The sequence below is a fragment of the Lentzea sp. NPDC059081 genome (assembly GCF_042738015.1).
Classification (GTDB): Bacteria; Actinomycetota; Actinomycetes; order Mycobacteriales; family Pseudonocardiaceae; genus Lentzea.
In genome coordinates, this window is record NZ_JBHYGW010000042.1 from 1 (window position 1) to 16,279 (window position 16,279).

The 16,279-nt window shown below is 69.9% G+C and carries 17 protein-coding genes; 10 read left to right on the forward strand and 7 right to left on the reverse strand.

The features are described 5' to 3' along the window. Positions 1-447, reverse strand: a 447-nt coding sequence (locus ACFWV3_RS42525; protein ID WP_382419700.1) for a cupin domain-containing protein, incomplete at its 3' end; no start/stop codon positions are given. 145 nt (positions 448-592) lie between these two features. Between ACFWV3_RS42525 and ACFWV3_RS42530 the strand changes: the two genes are divergently transcribed. Then, on the forward strand, positions 593-1,042 hold the full coding sequence (locus ACFWV3_RS42530; protein ID WP_382419653.1) for a MarR family winged helix-turn-helix transcriptional regulator: 450 nt from the start codon (positions 593-595) through the stop codon (positions 1,040-1,042). Between the two features lie 4 nt (positions 1,043-1,046). On the opposite strand, the gene ACFWV3_RS42535 is transcribed toward ACFWV3_RS42530, so the two are convergent. Further along, positions 1,047-1,625 carry a TMEM165/GDT1 family protein gene (locus tag ACFWV3_RS42535; RefSeq protein WP_382419701.1) on the reverse strand — a complete coding sequence of 193 codons (579 nt, stop codon included), beginning with the start codon at positions 1,623-1,625 and terminating at the stop codon, positions 1,047-1,049. 330 nt (positions 1,626-1,955) lie between these two features. Here ACFWV3_RS42535 and ACFWV3_RS42540 point away from each other — a divergent pair, with 330 nt between their 5' ends. From ACFWV3_RS42540 to ACFWV3_RS42555, 4 genes are read left to right on the forward strand one after another with little or no spacing between them, the layout of a single operon-like run. Beyond that, positions 1,956-3,410 (forward strand): cytochrome ubiquinol oxidase subunit I, encoded by a 1,455-nt coding sequence (locus tag ACFWV3_RS42540; RefSeq protein WP_382419654.1) that lies wholly within the window; start codon positions 1,956-1,958, stop codon positions 3,408-3,410. A 12-nt stretch (positions 3,411-3,422) separates the two neighbouring features. After that, the gene (gene cydB, locus ACFWV3_RS42545; protein WP_382419655.1) at positions 3,423-4,394 is read left to right on the forward strand and encodes a cytochrome d ubiquinol oxidase subunit II; all 972 of its coding nucleotides are present in this window, start codon (positions 3,423-3,425) and stop codon (positions 4,392-4,394) included. After that, on the forward strand, positions 4,394-7,387 hold the full coding sequence (gene cydD, locus ACFWV3_RS42550) for a thiol reductant ABC exporter subunit CydD (protein WP_382419656.1): 2,994 nt from the start codon (positions 4,394-4,396) through the stop codon (positions 7,385-7,387). Before cydB ends, cydD begins: the two co-directional genes overlap by 1 nt. A gap of 5 nt (positions 7,388-7,392) precedes the next feature. Beyond that, the gene (locus ACFWV3_RS42555; RefSeq protein ID WP_382419657.1) at positions 7,393-8,499 is read left to right on the forward strand and encodes a GAF domain-containing sensor histidine kinase; all 1,107 of its coding nucleotides are present in this window, start codon (positions 7,393-7,395) and stop codon (positions 8,497-8,499) included. Here ACFWV3_RS42555 and ACFWV3_RS42560 read toward each other — a convergent pair. After that, a complete protein-coding gene (locus ACFWV3_RS42560; RefSeq protein ID WP_382419658.1) occupies positions 8,477-9,094 on the reverse strand; it encodes a response regulator in 618 nt (205 codons plus the stop codon). The two genes, ACFWV3_RS42555 and ACFWV3_RS42560, sit on opposite strands and share 23 nt — an antisense overlap. Before the next feature lie 61 nt (positions 9,095-9,155). Here ACFWV3_RS42560 and ACFWV3_RS42565 point away from each other — a divergent pair, with 61 nt between their 5' ends. Then, the gene (locus ACFWV3_RS42565) at positions 9,156-9,650 is read left to right on the forward strand and encodes a GNAT family N-acetyltransferase (protein ID WP_382419659.1); all 495 of its coding nucleotides are present in this window, start codon (positions 9,156-9,158) and stop codon (positions 9,648-9,650) included. A gap of 57 nt (positions 9,651-9,707) precedes the next feature. Here the strand turns inward: ACFWV3_RS42565 and ACFWV3_RS42570 are convergent, their stop codons facing one another. Continuing rightward, positions 9,708-10,226, reverse strand: coding sequence for a macro domain-containing protein (locus ACFWV3_RS42570; protein WP_382419702.1), 519 nt, complete (start codon positions 10,224-10,226; stop codon positions 9,708-9,710). A 136-nt stretch (positions 10,227-10,362) separates the two neighbouring features. On the opposite strand from ACFWV3_RS42570, the gene pheA reads away from it, so the two are divergent. Together pheA and ACFWV3_RS42580 are read left to right on the forward strand one after the other, a co-directional pair. Next, complete coding sequence (gene pheA / locus ACFWV3_RS42575) at positions 10,363-11,253, forward strand: prephenate dehydratase (RefSeq protein ID WP_382419660.1); 891 nt, start codon at positions 10,363-10,365, stop codon at positions 11,251-11,253. Continuing rightward, positions 11,250-11,843 (forward strand): histidine phosphatase family protein, encoded by a 594-nt coding sequence (locus ACFWV3_RS42580; protein ID WP_382419661.1) that lies wholly within the window; start codon positions 11,250-11,252, stop codon positions 11,841-11,843. The genes pheA and ACFWV3_RS42580 overlap by 4 nt, the downstream gene beginning before the upstream one ends. Here ACFWV3_RS42580 and ACFWV3_RS42585 read toward each other — a convergent pair. Then, entirely contained in the window at positions 11,840-12,622 is a 783-nt protein-coding gene (locus ACFWV3_RS42585) for an MBL fold metallo-hydrolase (RefSeq protein ID WP_382419662.1), read from the reverse strand. The two genes, ACFWV3_RS42580 and ACFWV3_RS42585, sit on opposite strands and share 4 nt — an antisense overlap. 69 nt (positions 12,623-12,691) lie before the next feature. On the opposite strand from ACFWV3_RS42585, the gene ACFWV3_RS42590 reads away from it, so the two are divergent. After that, positions 12,692-13,294, forward strand: coding sequence for a TetR/AcrR family transcriptional regulator (locus ACFWV3_RS42590; protein WP_382419663.1), 603 nt, complete (start codon positions 12,692-12,694; stop codon positions 13,292-13,294). Between the two features lie 764 nt (positions 13,295-14,058). Here ACFWV3_RS42590 and ACFWV3_RS42595 read toward each other — a convergent pair. Next, on the reverse strand, positions 14,059-14,409 hold the full coding sequence (locus tag ACFWV3_RS42595) for a metallopeptidase family protein (RefSeq protein WP_382419664.1): 351 nt from the start codon (positions 14,407-14,409) through the stop codon (positions 14,059-14,061). Beyond that, entirely contained in the window at positions 14,406-15,464 is a 1,059-nt protein-coding gene (locus ACFWV3_RS42600; RefSeq protein ID WP_382419665.1) for a septum formation family protein, read from the reverse strand. Before ACFWV3_RS42600 ends, ACFWV3_RS42595 begins: the two co-directional genes overlap by 4 nt. A 273-nt stretch (positions 15,465-15,737) precedes the next feature. Here ACFWV3_RS42600 and ACFWV3_RS42605 point away from each other — a divergent pair, with 273 nt between their 5' ends. Further along, positions 15,738-16,274: a hypothetical protein gene (locus ACFWV3_RS42605; protein ID WP_382419666.1), complete on the forward strand. Its 537-nt coding sequence runs from the start codon at positions 15,738-15,740 to the stop codon at positions 16,272-16,274. The last annotated feature ends 5 nt before the right edge of the window (positions 16,275-16,279 follow it).

Here is a 16,279-nt window from a genome sequence, read left to right on the forward strand (position 1 = left end):
GGAACGTCGGCGAGGTAATCCACGCTCAGCAGGGCACCTCGCGGCACCGCCCCCACGCCCCCGTACAACCAGTACGAGGACGTGGGGGCGGCACCACGATGCACCCGTCTGACCGCGCATTCCCCCGGCACCGTTCCGAGCCACACCACTAGCCGGCGACCTAGAGCGACCAGGGTGGCGTGATCGTCGTCTCCCGTCCGCCAGCGTGCCCTCGATGCCCACCGACGTCGCGACCAGGACCCGCGCCGGCTCACCGGTCAGCGCCAGCTCGGTGTCCGGCGGTACGACGATCGCGTCCCCGGCGCCCGCGGTCTGTCCCTGGATCGTCACCGACCCGGACAGCACGTAGAACACCTCCTCCTTCGAGGCGCGGTGCGGCGTTTCGTCGCCTCCTTCCGGCACGTCCACGGTCCACAGCGCGATCTCGGAACTGCCGCGCGACGGCACGGCCAATGACCTGAACTCGAACCCGCCGAACGAGTGCGTGACGGCGGAATCCCCCGTGACCAGCAAGACGACCTCCAAAGTAGTCAACCAAGTTGTCTGACCTTAGAATAAGGTCAACCAGGTTGTCTACCTAGAAGGGAAGCGGATGGAACCCGTGCCCGTGCTGCTGGCGATGACCTATCGCGCCATGGGCGACCAGTTCCACGACCGCCTCCGGGAGATCGGTCTCGAACCGCTGCGGCCGGCGCACGGCTACGTCTTCCGGTTCCTCAAGGAGAAGCGCGCCACCACCGTCGACATCGGACAGCACCTCGGCGTCACCAAGCAGGCGGCGGCCAAGATCGTCACCGAGCTCGACGAGTGGGGCTACGTGCTCCGCGAACCACACCCCACCGACAAGCGCGCCCAGTACGTGACGCTCACGACGAAGGGCCGCGACTACCTGAAGCTGGCCGACAACCTGTGGGCCGACCTGGAGGCCGAGATGGCCGAGGCGATCGGCGCGGACACGCTCACCACGATCACGACCGGCCTCGCCGCGTACCTGCGGCACGTCCACGGCGAGGACCAGCCGGGGCTGCGGCCGGTCTGGTGACGGCTCAGAACACCTGCGTCAGCGCGATCACGCCGAACACCGCGAAGATCACCCCGGCCACCCGCTGGATCCAGTGCGTCGGCAGGCGTCCGGCGAGCTTGCGCCCCACCAGGACCGCGAGGCCCGCCACGGCGACCAGCGCGAGCCAGGCGCCGAGCCCGACCGCGATCGGCTCGCCGTAGCGGGCGGTGATGCCGGCGGTCGCGAGCTGCGAGGCGTCACCCCACTCCGCCGCGAACAGCACGCCGAACGACGTCAGCGCGGCTCGCCAGAACGGTACGGCGGCACGGGTCCCGGTCTCGTCCGCGGAGTCCTCCTCCTTCGAGAACCCTTCCTTGAGCAGCAGGAACGCGCCCACCAGGAACAACACGGCGACCACGCCGGCGACCAAGCGGTCGGGGAGCAGGGTGATGGCCGTGCCGAACGCCGCGCCGACCACGGTCTGCACGGCGAAGGCCGCCACGACGCCGACGAACACCGGCCACGCGCGATACCGCGTGGTCAGGACCAGGGTCGCGACCATGGTCTTGTCGGGGAGCTCGACGAGGAACACCACCGCGAAGGCGGTGATGAACGCGAGCAATGAAGTGGCCACGAGGTCCTCCACGTCCGAAGTCGAACCCGGACGGAGGCGCAACAGACCCCGACCGGGCATGCTGCAAAGCCCGGCCGGAGGTCTCGTTCGCCCGTTCAAGACGGGTGTGGCACCGGATCCGCTCGAAGGCAGATCAGTATGTCGATGACCACGCCACCGGCCGACTGCTCCGGTGGGAACTACTCCCCTCTGGCGCATTCATCGTAACCGACGCATGTCACCCGAACGGCGTGACTTCGCGCACGGGACCTTGGTCCCGACTCGGATCGGGACCGTCGTACCTGATAGCGGTCATGATCCACATTTAGGCTCGAAGACGTGGAAGTACTCGAACTCGCGCGGTGGCAGTTCGGCATCACCACCGTCTACCACTTTCTGATGGTGCCGTTGACGATCGGCCTGTCCCTGCTGGTCGCGGGGATGCAGACCGCGTGGGTGCGTACCGGTGACGAGCGCTACTACAAGATGACGAAGTTCTGGGGGAAGCTCCTCCTGATCAACTTCGCCATGGGCGTCGTGACGGGCATCGTGCAGGAGTTCCAGTTCGGCATGGCCTGGAGCGCCTACTCGCGGTTCGTCGGTGACGTGTTCGGCGCGCCGCTCGCGATGGAGGGCCTCGTCGCCTTCTTCGTCGAGTCGACGTTCCTCGGTCTGTGGATCTTCGGCTGGGACAAGCTGCCGAAGAAGGTCCACCTCGCCTGCGCCTGGGCGTTCAGCCTCGCCACCATCGCCAGCGCGTACTTCATCCTCGCCGCCAACTCGTGGATGCAGCACCCGGTCGGCATCGTGATGGACGACGGCCGCCCGCGCCTCACCTCGATCTGGGCCGTGCTCAGCAACAACACCGTGCTCGCCGCCTTCCCGCACACCGTCGCCGGTGCGTTCGCGGTCGCCGGCGCGTTCCTCGTCGGCATCGCCGCCTGGCACCTGTACCGCAAGTCGGAGGAGGAGCGGGTCTGGCGCAGCTCGCTCAAGCTCGGCACGTGGGTCGGCGTGGTCGCGTTCGCCGCGCTGAGCATCAGCGGCGACCTGCAGGGCAAGCTCATGTTCGAGCAGCAGCCGATGAAGATGGCGGCCGCGGAAGCCTTGTGCCACACCGAACAACCGGCGAGCTTCAGCGTTTTCGCGTACGGTGACGTCACCAGGCCCGACTGCGAGAACGTCAAGAGCATCACGGTCCCCGCACTGCTGAGCTTCTTGGCGCACAACGACTTCAGCAGCGAGGTCAAGGGCATCCAGGACCTGGTTCCGCTGTACCAGGAGCGCTACGGTGAGTTCTACCCGGTCGACGACCGCCTGGGTGAGCTCAGCGGCAAGCCGATCGACTACGTGCCCGCGCTTCCCGTCACCTACTGGGGTTTCCGGTTGATGATCGGGTTCGGGGCGATCTCGGCCGGCCTGGGTGTCCTCATGCTGTGGCTGACGCGGAAGAACCGGACGCCCACCGGCTGGTGGTTCCCGGTTCTCGGCCTCGCCGGCATCGCGACCCCGTTCCTGGCCAACAGCTTCGGCTGGATCTTCACCGAGATGGGTCGGCAACCTTTCGTGGTGGTGCCGAACCCGTCCGGTGTGGACGGTGTCTGGATGTTCACCGCGCAGGCGGTCTCGAACAGCACCCCCGGCGAGATCCTGACCTCGCTCATCGCGCTCACCGCGGTCTACAGCGTGCTGGCGGTCGTGGAGTTCTACCTGATCCGCAAGTACGTCAGAGGCGGGATTCCCGGCGTACTGCCCCAGAAGTCCGACGACGGCGCCCTGGCGTTCGCGTACTAGGGGAGAGACGACGTGGAAACGCTCTGGTTCGTGCTCATCGCCGTGCTGTGGCTCGGCTACCTGTTCCTCGAAGGGTTCGACTTCGGCGTCGGCATGTTGCTGCCGGTTCTCGGGCGCAGCAACGACGAACGCCGAGTCATGATCAACACCATCGGGCCGGTCTGGGACGGCAACGAGGTGTGGCTCATCGTCGCGATCGGTGCCACGTTCGCGGCGTTCCCCGGCTGGTATGCGGCGCTGCTGAGCGCCGCGTACCTGCCACTAACGTTGTTCCTCATCGCGTTGATCGGCCGCGGGGTCGCGTTCGACTACCGCGGCAAGGTCGACAACCCGCGCTGGCGCAAGGCGTGGGACGTCACGATCATCGCCGGCTCGTGGATCGCCACGCTGTGCGTCGGTCTGCTGATCTCGACGACGGTGCTCGGCCTGCCGATCGACGCGAACGGCGACCGCGTGGGCTCGGTCCTCGCGGTGATCCGGCTCGACACGGTCGTCGGCGCGCTCGCCTTCGCCGGGTACGCGCTGGTGCACGGCGCCGTGTTCACCGCGTTGAAGACCGAGGGCGAGATCCGCGACCGGGCCCGCCGCGTCGCGCTGACGCTGGCGCCGGTGGCGTTGCTGCCGCTGGTCGCGCTGCTCGCGATCGTCGCCGGGCTCTGGGCCGGTGTGGTCGTGCTGGTGCTCGCCGCGGCGATGTGGCGGTTGCTCGCGAACCGCGACGGCCAGTCGTTCGCGTTGATGGGACTCGCGATCGCGGCGACCGTCGTGATCCTGTTCGGGTCGCTCTACCCGAACGTCCTGCCGTCGACGCTCAACGACGCGTGGTCGCTCACGGTCGCCAACACGGCGTCGAGCCCGTACACGCTGACGGTCATGACGTGGGTCGCCGGCTTCGGCACGCCCGCGGTCCTCGTCTACCAGGCCTGGACCTACTGGGTGTTCCGCAAGCGCATCGGCGTCCAGCACATCCCGGCCGGGCACTGATGAAGCGCGGCCCGCTGGGAGCGCTGCCCCAGCTCTCGAGGAACGCCAGGCGCGCGCTCGCCGGGGTGGGCGTGCTGGCGTTCCTCAACGCACTGGCGCTCGTCGCCCAGGCCGTCGCGCTGGCGTCGGTGATCACGACCCGTGAGGGCCTTCCGCTCCTCGCCGTGGCGATCCTCGCGCGCGCTGCGCTGTCGTGGGCGACGGAAAGCGCCGCCGCTCGTGCCGCTGCCGGCGCGAAGGAGGAGCTGCGGACCCAGCTGCTGGCCAAGTCGTTCGACCGCGGCCCCGGCTGGATCGCCGACCGCGGCACGGCCGAGCTGTCGGTGCTCGCGACCAAGGGCCTCGACGCGCTCGACGCGTACTTCACCCGCTACCTGCCCGCGCTGGTCACGGCCGTGGTCGTGCCGCCGCTGGTCGGGGCGTGGATCCTCTTCACGGACTGGCCGTCGGCGGTGCTGATCGCGGTGACCGTGCCGTTGATCCCGGTCTTCGCCGCCTTGATCGGCTGGTACACCGAGAAGCGCGTGCGGAAGGCCGCCGACGTCACCGAGCTGCTGTCGGCGCAGCTCCTGGAGCTGGTGCGGGCGCTGCCGGTGCTGACGGTGTTCGGTCGCGCCAAGCAGCAGGCCACCGCCGTGCGGCAGATCGGCGAGCAGCACCGCAAGGCCACGATGGGCACGCTCAAGGTCGCGTTCCTGAGCGCGTTGGTGCTGGAGATCGCGGCGTCGCTGTCGGTGGCGCTGATCGCGGTCGGCATCGGAATCCGGCTCGTGCACGGCGACATGACGCTGATGACGGCGCTGGTCGTGCTGATCCTGGCGCCCGAGTGCTACCTGCCGCTGCGCGCGGCCGGTGCCGCCCACCACGCCAGTGAGGACGGGCTGGAGGCGGTCCGGCGGGTCGCCGAGGTCGTCGAGCACGAGGACTCGCGGCGGCCGAGGCTGCCCGGTGGCTCGGTCCACGTCGACAACCTGCGCGTGCTGAGGCGCGGGGGCTTCGCACCGGACGGCGTCAGCTTCGACGTGCGGCCGGGGGAGATCCATCGACTCGAAGGCGCCAGTGGTGCGGGGAAGTCGACGACGTTCCAGGTGCTGCTGGGCTTCCTGGAGCCGACCGACGGCACCGCGTTCGTCGCCGGCGACATCGCGTACGTGCCGCAGAAGCCCGCGTTCGCCGCTCTGACCCCGCGTGCCGAGCTGGAGCTGACGGTTCCGGACGCCGACGACATCGAGCAGGTCGCACGGGAGGTCGTGGCCGAGCACCTGCTCGACCGCCGCATCACGGACCTGTCCACCGGTGAACGCCAGCGCGTCGCAGTCGCGCGCGCTCTGCTGCGGGTGCGTCACGGCGCGACGGTGTTGCTGCTCGACGAACCGACCGCGCACCTCGACCCGGTGACAAGTCGCAAAGTCGACAAAGCGATCAAGCGAGCCAGCGCCACGGCCGCCGTCGTCCTCGCCTCGCACCGCGAGAAGGAGGCGACCGAGGACGAGACGGTCGCCAGGGTCGTCACCGAGGAGACGCGGACCGAACGGCCGAAGCGCCTGCCGCTGCCGTGGAAGGGCGCGGCGCTGGGTGTGCTCGCGACCCTGGCCGGCATCGCGCTGACCGCGCTGGCCGCCCACCTCATCGCGCGGGCCGCCGAGATGCCGCCGATCCTGACGCTGTCGGTGCTGGTCGTGGGCGTGCGGACGTTCGCGCTGAGCAAGGGCGTGCTCCGGTACGTCGAGCGGCTGGTCACCCACGACGAGACGTTCCGGCTCGCCAACAACCTGCGCGCCGAGCTGTGGTTGCGGCTCGTGCGCACCCAACGGCGTGATGGCCTCCAACGGCTCGTCGAGGACACGGACACCGTGCGCGACCTCGTGCCGCGTGTGCTGCTCCCGCCCGTCGTGGCCATCGGTGCGGGCATCGCGACCACGGTCCTGTTCGCGTTCATCGACCCGGCGGCCGCGCTGACGTTGGGCGGTCTGCTGCTCGCGGCGGGGCTCGCCGCACCGGCTGTCGCCGTCTGGACCGAACGCCGGGCCAGCACGAAGCTCGCCAGGGGCCGCCGCAGGGTCGCCAGGGACACGATCAACGCGCTCGCCGCCGCACCGGACCTCATCGCCCACGACGCCCACCACCGGGTGCTGGCGAAGCTCCACGCCGCGGACGTCGAACTCGCTGGTCAGACCCGCAGGCAAGCGTTTGGCACGGGTGCCGCCACGGCGATCGTGCTGCTCGCGACCGGCGCCGCCGCGCTCGTCTGCGCCACGACCGGCAACCCGGTGCTCGGCCTGGTCCCGCTCGCGCTGGCGGAACCGCTGGCCGCGCTGCCGCTCGCCGCCCAGCAGCGCCGGGCGATGCGCGAGGCGAGCGCCCGCCTCCAGTTCGACGCGCCGGAGCGGCCGGAACCGGCCCGCGGCAAGCGGATCCGGTTGGAGAACGTCGACGTCCGCTGGCCCGGTGCGACCGAGCCGACGCTGCGCGACCTGCACCTCGACGTCCAGCCCGGCACGCACGTCGCGATCGTCGGACCGTCGGGCAGTGGCAAGTCGACGCTGTTCGCGCTGCTCCTGGGCTTCCTGCCGCCGGAGCGGGGGATCGTCGAGCTGCCCCGCGCCACCTGGTGCCCGCAGGAACCGATGCTGGTCAGCACGACCGTGCGGGAGAACCTGCGGATGTCGGGGCAGCACGACGACGAGCGGCTGCGGGAGGCGTTGCGGACGGCGTGCCTGCCCGAGTGGGCCGACCGGCTCGACACGGTGATCCGGCCCGACCAGGTGTCGGGCGGCGAGGCGCAACGGCTGGCGCTGGCCAGGGCGTTGCTGCACGACGCCGACGTGGTGCTGCTCGACGAGCCGACCGCGCACCTCGACGAACCGACCGCGCGCACGCTCCTCGACCGGCTCCGCCGCGACGGCAGGACGATCTTGCACATCACCCACCGCCCCGATGAGGCGGCACGGGCAGACCTCGTGCTGGACCTCGGCACGCCCGCCTACCGTTGAGGACCATGGACCCCTCCCTGGCGCGGCGCGTGCTCGTCGCGTCGACCGAGATCACGTCGGCGGCGCTGGAAGACCCGGAGAACGTGCTGCGGCTCGTGGTGGAGGCGGCCGCGGAGATCGCGGACGCCGACCTCGGCCTGGCCATGCTCGCCACGGCGGAGGACGACGGCACGCTCACGGTCGAGGCGTCCAGCGGTGAGCCGATCGTCGCCACGCTGAGCCCGCGCAGTGCCGCCGCCAAGGCCGCGCGCACGGGCGTGCCGGTGATGGCCGACGACGTGACGAACGACCCGCGCACGGCTCCGTACGTGCCGCACGCGTTGCGCGTGTACGGACCGTTCGCGGTGGCGCCGTTCGGCACCTCGGACCGCAAGATCGGCGCGCTGGCCGTCTACCGGCGCCGGGACAAGCCGCCGTTCACGCAGGAGACCGTGGACGTGCTGACGGCGTTCGCGGCCCAGGCCGGTCTCGCGGTGGTGCTCTCGGAGGGCTTCACGGCACGGCAGCGCGTCGCGGTCTACGAGGAGCGCGAACGCATCGCCCGCGACCTGCACGACGTGATCATCCAACGCCTCTACGGCGCCGGTGTGCAGCTCAGCCTGCTGGAACGCCGGCTGGGCAAGAAGCTCGACTCGGGTCAGCGGGCCAGGATCGACGAGGCCGTCGACCTGGTCGACGAGACGATCGCCGAGGTCCGCGCGACCGTCCGCAAGCTGCGCAACACCGACCCCGCCGACTCCGCCGACCTGCACGACTCGATCAAGGCCGAGGTCCGCACGGCCGGTGAGCTGCTCGGGTTCGCCCCGCGCTTGCACGTGTCCGGCGACCTGGCCAACGTGCCGCGCAAGTACGCCGACGACGCACGGGCGGCGTTGCGTGAGGCGTTGTCGAACGTCGTGCGGCACTCGGGGGCCACGAACGTCCAGATCGACGTACGGCGCGATGAGAAGCATCTGCTGCTGCGAGTCGCGGACAACGGGTGCGGGATCCCGTCCGGCGTGACTCAACGCGGTTTGCGGCACCTCGCGGAACGGGCGAAGGCGGCAAGCGGGGATTTTCGCGTCGTGAGTTCGCCGAACGGGACCACGCTCACCTGGTCCGTCCCCGTTTAGCCACCCATGCGGCGGCTTGCGTTCGCCGTTCCATGCCGAGTTTGGAGAGCACGGACGTCACGTAGTTCTTCACGGTCTTCTCCGCGAGGAACAACCGTTCACCGATTTGGCGGTTTGTCAGGCCCTCACCGATGAGTTCCAACACGCGCTGTTCCTGGTCCGTGAGGCCAACCGGGGCGGGATTGCGCATCCGTTCGAGTACCCGGCTTGTGGTGGCCGGGTCCAGAAGGGACCGTCCCGCCGCGACTTCGCGCACCGCCGTGACGACGTCCTGCCCCCTGACCTGTTTGAGCAGATAGCCGGAAGCACCGGCCATGATGGCCCCGACCAGCGCCTCCTCGTCGTCGAAGGCGGTCAGCACCAGACAGCGGATTCCGAGGTCCCGCAGCGACCGGCAAAGGTCGACGCCGCTGCCGTCTGGCAGTTGTACGTCCACAACCGCCACATCGGGCGGTGTCCTTTGGGCCCGAGCAATCGCCTCGTCAACGGAACCCGCTTCGGCGATGACCGAGATGTCCTCCTCGTCGTCGAGCATCTCGCGCAGTCCTCTGCGCACTACTTCGTGATCGTCAACCAACAAAACGCGCACTGGCACGAATCCACCGTACGTCGAATGGCTGTTCCTGAGTGAGACTCGGATTGAGACAGTTCTTGTCATGGCAGAAGGCTCGGTAAGGCCGATCGAGGAAGCAGATCGCATAGTCGTCGCTCGTTTGGTCCTCGAGCTATGGGGCGCACACACATCCGTCGCGCACGGAGAGGTGTTCTTCCCCGCGAGTCTGCCCGGCTTCCTCGTGGAAAAGCAGGGTCACGTGCTGGGTCTGCTGACCTACGCCGTGGCGAACCACCAGCTCGAAATCGTCACGATCGACGCGTTGCGTCGGGGCCGCGGCGTCGGCACCGCGCTGGTCGACGCCGCGGTTCGCCAGGCACGCGCACTCGGCTGCTCCCGAGTGCGCCTGACGACCACGAACGACAACCTCGACGCGATCCGGTTCTACCAACGCCGCGGGTTCAAGCTGGCCGCGCTCCGACCCGACGCCGTGCGGGAAGCGCGCAAGCTCAAGCCGGAGATCCCCGCCGTGGGGGATTTCGGCATCCCCATCACAGATGAGCTCGACCTTGAACGATGGGTCGCGCCACGGCAGTAGTCCACAGCTGTCCACAACCTTGTCCACAGGTTGTGCACAGGTGGGCCAGGTGTGTCGCTAGACGTGGAGCGGGTTGAACGACTCGTCCCACGCGGCGGCCACCTGGTGGGCGCACACGGAAGGCGCGACGCCTCCCACCCCGGTGCCGAGCCCCGGCATCGCGATGGTGTGGACGGCGTCGCGCACCGGCGTGCCGTCCTCCAAGCGTCCGTCGAGCCACAGCCGCAGCACGGCGCGTGCGGCCAGGTACGGGTGGACGGTGTCGACCGGCAGGAGCTCGCCGGGCAGGCGCATGGTCGGCGCGCTGATCAGCCAAGCGGGCTCGGTCTCGCCCGTCGCCACGATCTGCGCCTCGCCCACCGGCAGCTCACCGCCGTGCAGCGTGAGGACCGCGCTGCGGACGTTGTTCTCCACCTCGGGGAACGCCGTGGCGTAGACGGCGTCGATGCCGCCGCGCATCCAGCCCTGCGAGTTGGCGGGGCTCACGATGGCCTGTGCGTGGATGTCCAGCACGGACCCGCGATGCACCCGCACTCCTGTTCGTCCGTCAGCGACGGCGAGCCAGGCGTTCGCCATCGGTTCGTCGACCGCGCACAACACGAGTTCAGGCGCTAGAGCGGGCACGCCCCAAGCATTCCAGTTCGAACGGTCCTGACGGAACCCAGGTTTGGCCGCTGACACAGGCGTGATTCGCGCCTCTACTCTTCACGGCGTGCCTCGCATTGCGTACTTCGGACCACAGGGGACCTTCACCGAGCAGGCCGCGATGCGGTTCGACGGTGAGCTCGTCCCCGTCGAGACCATCCCGCTCGCCATCGCCGCGCTGCGCGAGGGCGACACCGAGTTCGCGTGCGTGCCCATCGAGAACTCCGTCGAGGGGGCCGTGCCGGCCACGCTCGACGCCCTCGTGCGCGACGAACCGGTCGTCGCGGTGGCCGAGACGGTGCTGGACGTCCGGTTCAGCGTGCTGGTCCGCCCCGGCACGTCCGAGATCGGGACCATCGCCTCGCACCCGCACGCGCTGGCCCAGGTCCGCGAGTGGATCGCGGCCACGCTGCCCGGCGTGACCTCGATCGCCACCTCGTCGACCGCCGCGGCCGCCGCCGCCGTGGAACGGGGCGAGTTCGACGCCGCCGTGACCGCGCCCGTGGCTGTGCAGCACTACAAGCTCGACGAGTACGCGACGGACGTCCTCGACGTGCCCGACGCGCGCACGCGGTTCCTTCTGCTGCGTCGGCCGGGGGCCCTGCCGGAGCCGACCGGGGCCGACCGCACGAGCGTCGTCGTGACCACGCCGGACCGCGTGGGCGTGCTGTCCGAGCTGCTCACGGAGCTCGCGCTGCGTGGCATCAATCTCACCGGTCTCGAATCGCGTCCCACGAAGGGCAAACTGGGCACGTACCGCTTCTACATCGACGTCGAGGGGCACATCGCAGAACCGAGGATCGGTGACGCGCTGGCCGCGCTGCACCGACACTCGCACGAGATCCGGTTCCTCGGGTCCTTCCCGAAGGCCGACCACGAGCCCTCCGAGGCTCGCAACGACGAGTTCGCCGCAGCCGCCTCCTGGGTCGATGCTGTCAGAAAGGGCGAGCGCGGGTGAGGTTGCTGCTGGTCAGGCACGGCGAGACGGCGTCGAACATCGAACGGAAGCTGGACACCGCGATGCCGGGGCCCCCGCTGACGGAGCTGGGGCAGAAGCAGGCTCGCGAGCTGGCCGACCTGCTGGCGGCCGAGTCGGTCACCGCCGTCTACGCGAGCATCGGCCTGCGCGCCCAGCAGACCGCCGCCCCGACCGCCGAGCGCTTCGGCCTGCCCGTCCAGATCCTGGAGGGCGTCCACGAGATCCAGGTCGGCTCGCTGGAGGGCCGCAACGACACCGAGGCGTACCGGACCTACCTCGAGACCGTGATCAAGTGGGCCGAGGGGGAGCTGGACGTGCCGTTCCCCGGTGACGGCGAGACCGGGCAGCAGGTCCTCGACCGGTTCCTGGCCGCGATCGAGTCGATCCGCCAGGACGGCACCGTCGTGGTCGTCACCCACGGCGGTACCGGACGGATGGGCGCGCTCGCGCTGGCGTCCAACATCCCGGTCGAGCTGGCGGAGAACCTGCTGCCGAACACCGGCGTCGTCGTGCTCGAGTCCGACGGCGACGGCTGGGTGTGCCGCTCCTGGGCCGGCGTGGAGATCTAGGCGCTCAGGTCCAGCCATTCGCCTGGCCGGAGCACGTGCGCCCGTGGTCCCGCGTGCTTCTCGAACTCCGCCGCCGGGTTCTCGACCTCGACGTAACCGGGCAGCTTCACCGGCTGCTCGGTCTCGTAGTGCATCGGCACGGCGTGCCACGCGCCGAGGATCTTCGCCGCCGCGGCCGCTTGGAACGGGTCCATGGCCGCCGCGACCGGACTCGGCGGCTGCAGGTGCGGCGCGTCGACCACGGCGCCGTTCGCGGGCAGGAACGCCGCGTCGAACGGGCTGAACCGCCGCGCCACCAGCCACCACCAGCCGTGGAACATCGTGTCGCCGCCGTGGAAGACCCGCTGCCCGTCCGCCTCGACGACCCAGTTGAGCTGCGGGTCGCCCAGCCCGTCGATCGACGGCACGGCCGTGACCCTGAACGGCCCGATCTCGCTGGTCTCCCAGGTGTCCACGACCTTCGTCCTGATCTCGTGCTCCAGCAGCTCGCGCTCGCTCAGCACCGTCGCCACGTTGTCCACGTCGTCGCCGTACCCGCGTGCCGGCCGCAGCACCGGCGCTCCGGGCGTGAGGGCGTTGTGGAGCGCCTTGGCGTCCGTGTGGTCCCGGTGCAGGTGCGTGACCAGCGCGCCGGCCGCGTTCCCTGTCGGCGCGGTCAGCCCGATGCCCGGCAGCCACCCCGTGAACAGGGGTGACAGGTCCTCCACGTAGTCGATCACCAGCCGCTCGCCGGCGGCCTCGATCTCGACCCCGGCCCATCCCAGTCGTCTCACTCGCATGGTCCGGCAAGTTAGCGTACGACCGTTCTCCAAATCAATAGCGAACGCACGTACGCTAAGCTCGGTCTCATGTCACCGCGACGCTCCGCGGCCGAGGCGCAGCAGACCCGAGGCCGCATCCTCAGCCGAGCCGCCGAGATCGCCTCGTCGGAGGGCCTGGAAGGCATCACGATCGGCCGCCTGGCCGAGGAGCTGGAGATGAGCAAGTCCGGGGTGCACAAGCACTTCGGCACCAAGGAGACCTTGCAGATCTCGACGCTGGACAAGGCGTTCGTCGACTTCTGGCACCGCGTGGTCTCACCGGCGTTGGCGTTCCCGCCCGGACTCGACCGCTTGCGGGTGGTGTGCGCGAACTCGGTCGACTACCTGGCCGCGCCCCTGCTGCCCGGCGGCTGCCTGATGACGGCCGCCCTGTCGGAGTTCGACGGCCGGCCGGGCGCGGTGCGCGACGCGGTGGCCGAGGTCTGGTCGCGCTGGCAGGGACAGCTGCGGTCGGACCTGGTGGTGGCGGTGGAGGCGGGGGAGCTGCCGGCGTCGTTCGACGTGGAGCAGGCGCTGTTCGAGATCTTGGCGGCCGGGTTGGGGTTGAACGCGGCGATGCAGCTGCAGCACGACGAGGCGGCGGTCGGACGGGCGCGGCGGGCGATCTCCCGGGCGTTGGAGCAGGCCTGAGCCGGGGTGCGTGGCCGTGAGGCTCGCATGCGCACGGACGCCTGACGCGCTGCGCGGTACGGACGCCTAACGCCCGCAACGCGCGCACGGGACGCCTCGCGCGCACGGGACGCGCATGGGACGCGGACGCGCATGGGACGGCTCGCGCGCACGGACGCCTCTCGGAGCGGCCACCACCACTCTGGTTCCGGCGACGTGCCGTGGCGGAGGCTCAGTCGAGCTTCACGCGCACACGCGCGCTCATCGTCGCGGCCACTACCACTCCGGGCAGGACGGCGCGTCCGTGAACAGCGCTGGGCAGGCCCGGCCGCATCGGGCCAGGTCAGATGTGGCCAGGTCACATCGGGCCGAGCCACATCGGGCCCGACCACATGAGGCTCCGGGCCGCATCAGGCGCGACCGCGTCAACCTCGTCGGCCTCACACACACGAACACCTATCGTCGCGGCCACCACCACTCTGGGTTCCGGCGACGTGTCGGGGAACAGTGCCGAGTCGAGCGTCACGCGCACACGGCCACCTCTCGTCGCGGCCACCACCACTCCAGCCCCGCGAGCGTCCAGAGGCAGCGCAACCAGCCACGCCCGACCCCAGGCCGGCCCTGAAGCCACACCGACCGGCCGCCCACGCGCGGGCCCGCCCGCCGAACGCAGCTCCCGCCCATCGAACGCAGCCCCGCCCACCGTGCGGCCTCTACCCGCCGAGCGCAGGCCCCCTCCCAACGCGCCGCAGCCCCGCAACGCGCAGCCCCGCCCCTGGCAGGCCCTAACCCCAGCCCAGCTCGTGCAACCGAGCGTCATCCACCCCGAAGTGGTGCGCGATCTCGTGCACAACGGTGATGGTGACCTCCTCCACCACGTCGTCCTCCGTGTCGCACACGTCGAGGATCGCGTCCCGGTAGATGAAGATGTGGTCCGGCAGCGCGCCGCCGTAGTCCGTCGAGCGCTCGGTCAGCGCGATGCCCTGGTAGAGGCCCAGCAGGGACGGCTCGTCCGGGTTGCGGTCCTCTACGAGCACCACGACGTTGTTCATCGCGTGCGTGAACTCCGGCGGGACCAGGTCCAGCGCCTCCTCGACCAGCTCGTCGAAGCGGGCCCTCGTCATCTCGACGGTCATCGGTTCTCGGAGGTCGTCGTCGGGGCGCTGGAGGAGGACTTGTCGGGTTTGCCGGACTCGGACGGCTTGCCGGACTCCGAGGGTGGCTGGCCCGACTCCGAGTGCAGCGGCGCGCCGGTCGGTTCGTCCTGCGGGCGGACCGAGGTGGTCTGCGGCGGGTTCGAGGTGGTCAGCGGGGCGCCGTTGGGGTTGCGGACGCTGTCCTTCCACGCCACCAGGTTGTTGCCCTGGGGGATGGCGCCGATCTTGCAGTTGGCCTTGCGGGAGCCGACGGCCCAGCTCTCCTCCGCCCGCGTGTCCCACGTGAACGCCAGGCCCTTGGCTTTCAGGTCGGCGCCGCCGGTGTAGTCGTTGGCGATCGCGGCGCACTTCTCCGACATTACGGTGTCCTGCTGCTCGACCGGCAGGAACGGGCCCTCGGGGTGCTGCACGACGCCGACGATCTCGAACGCGTGCGGCTTCGCGCACTCGATCGGGTCGCCGACCGTGTTGTTCTCGGCGAGCGCCAGGCAGACGCCGGGGTCGTACACGCTCGACTGGTCCTGCGACTTCGCGGTGCCGTACGACGGCAGGGCGGCGCCGGACGGGGCGGTGACCTGGAGGCCGCATCGCAACTGACGGTAACCGCTCGACCACCGGTGCTCGTCCGGGTTCAGCGTGCTGACGCCGTACTTGCCCTTCGGGTCGAGCTTGCCGGCCATGTAGGTGGCCGATGCCTGGGCGCAGTTTTCCTGGGCGATCTTCTCCCACGCCTCGGCGTTCGGGAACGGCGCTTCCTTCGGGTAGGCGGCCGTGATGTCCGCCGTGCCGGTCACCTCGAACTTGTGCGCGGCGGAGCAGTCGACCTTCTGCGCGTCGGCCAGATCGGCCTTTTCCCAGTTCAGGCACTCGCCGGCGACGGCCTGGTACGCCGCGTTGACCAGTTCGCGCTTCGTTCCGAGCGGCCCGCCGGCCAGCACGGAGGTGAACGCGGACAACATCAACAAGCTGAAGGCGCCCACGAAAGCGCCGACCATCACGACCCGCGTGTCGCGGATGTGACCAGATCGACTCAACCAACCGGCGCTCGGAGACATCTCATCCATGATGCCCGTGCCGTGTGAGGCGGCTGTGCGCCGGGTTGGGTCGAGTGTTGCTTTTAGGACACTCGTCACTGAATCGGCCGTGTTTCCGCCGTCTCGCTAGGTACCTTGCCCGCGGGAGTGGTGATGACTGACAAAAACTTGCCAGAGCCTGGCCAGCCGACGCCGCAGTCGGGACCGCCCGGACAACCGCAGCAACCGCCGCCGTACCAGCCTGCGCCTGACCAGCAGGGATCGAACCAGCCTGTGCCGCAGAAGCCCACCAAGGGCAAGATCCGGCAGCAGCAGGCGGGCGTGACCCAGCCGCGTCAGCCGAGCGTCGCCGAACAGCGCGCCCGTGCCGCCGCGCAGAAGGCGCAGCAGGAGCGGTTCGCTGCCGAGTCCGCCGCCTTCGAGAAGAAGCGGAAGACGCGAAAGCGCCTGCTCATCGGTGGTGGTGTCACCGTGGGCGTGATCGCGCTGGTCGCGATCTGGTACGCGGCGGCGAGCCCGAAGAACGTCACCGCGCAGTGCACCGACCAGAACAACGTCATCGTCGACGACGACTACTGCTCCGACAGCTACTACCGCAGTCACGGTGGGTACTCGAGCGGTGGCTTCATCTACATCGGTGGCTCCTCGTACCGCTACAACTACGGCGGCACGGGCTCGGTCGGGCAGAAGGCCGTCGGCGGCAGCTACACGATCCCCAAGGGCGCGAACGTCTCGACCAAGTCGGGCACGTCCGTCCAGCGCGGCGGGTTCGGCGTCAGCAGCGGCGGCTCGAAGAGCAGCGGAGGCTGAGCACA

Bases quoted from the DNA above. Each gene is read 5' to 3' on its own strand.
- ACFWV3_RS42530 (WP_382419653.1), top strand. From the start codon at position 593: ATGGAACCCGTGCCCGTGCTGCTGGCGATGACCTATCGCGCCATGGGC.
- cydD (WP_382419656.1), top strand. From the start codon at position 4,394: ATGAAGCGCGGCCCGCTGGGAGCGCTGCCCCAGCTCTCGAGGAACGCC.
- ACFWV3_RS42555 (WP_382419657.1), top strand. From the start codon at position 7,393: ATGGACCCCTCCCTGGCGCGGCGCGTGCTCGTCGCGTCGACCGAGATC.
- ACFWV3_RS42565 (WP_382419659.1), top strand. From the start codon at position 9,156: ATGGCAGAAGGCTCGGTAAGGCCGATCGAGGAAGCAGATCGCATAGTC.
- ACFWV3_RS42570 (WP_382419702.1), bottom strand. From the start codon at position 10,226: ATGGCGAACGCCTGGCTCGCCGTCGCTGACGGACGAACAGGAGTGCGG.
- ACFWV3_RS42585 (WP_382419662.1), bottom strand. From the start codon at position 12,622: ATGCGAGTGAGACGACTGGGATGGGCCGGGGTCGAGATCGAGGCCGCC.
- ACFWV3_RS42590 (WP_382419663.1), top strand. From the start codon at position 12,692: ATGTCACCGCGACGCTCCGCGGCCGAGGCGCAGCAGACCCGAGGCCGC.
- ACFWV3_RS42595 (WP_382419664.1), bottom strand. From the start codon at position 14,409: ATGACCGTCGAGATGACGAGGGCCCGCTTCGACGAGCTGGTCGAGGAG.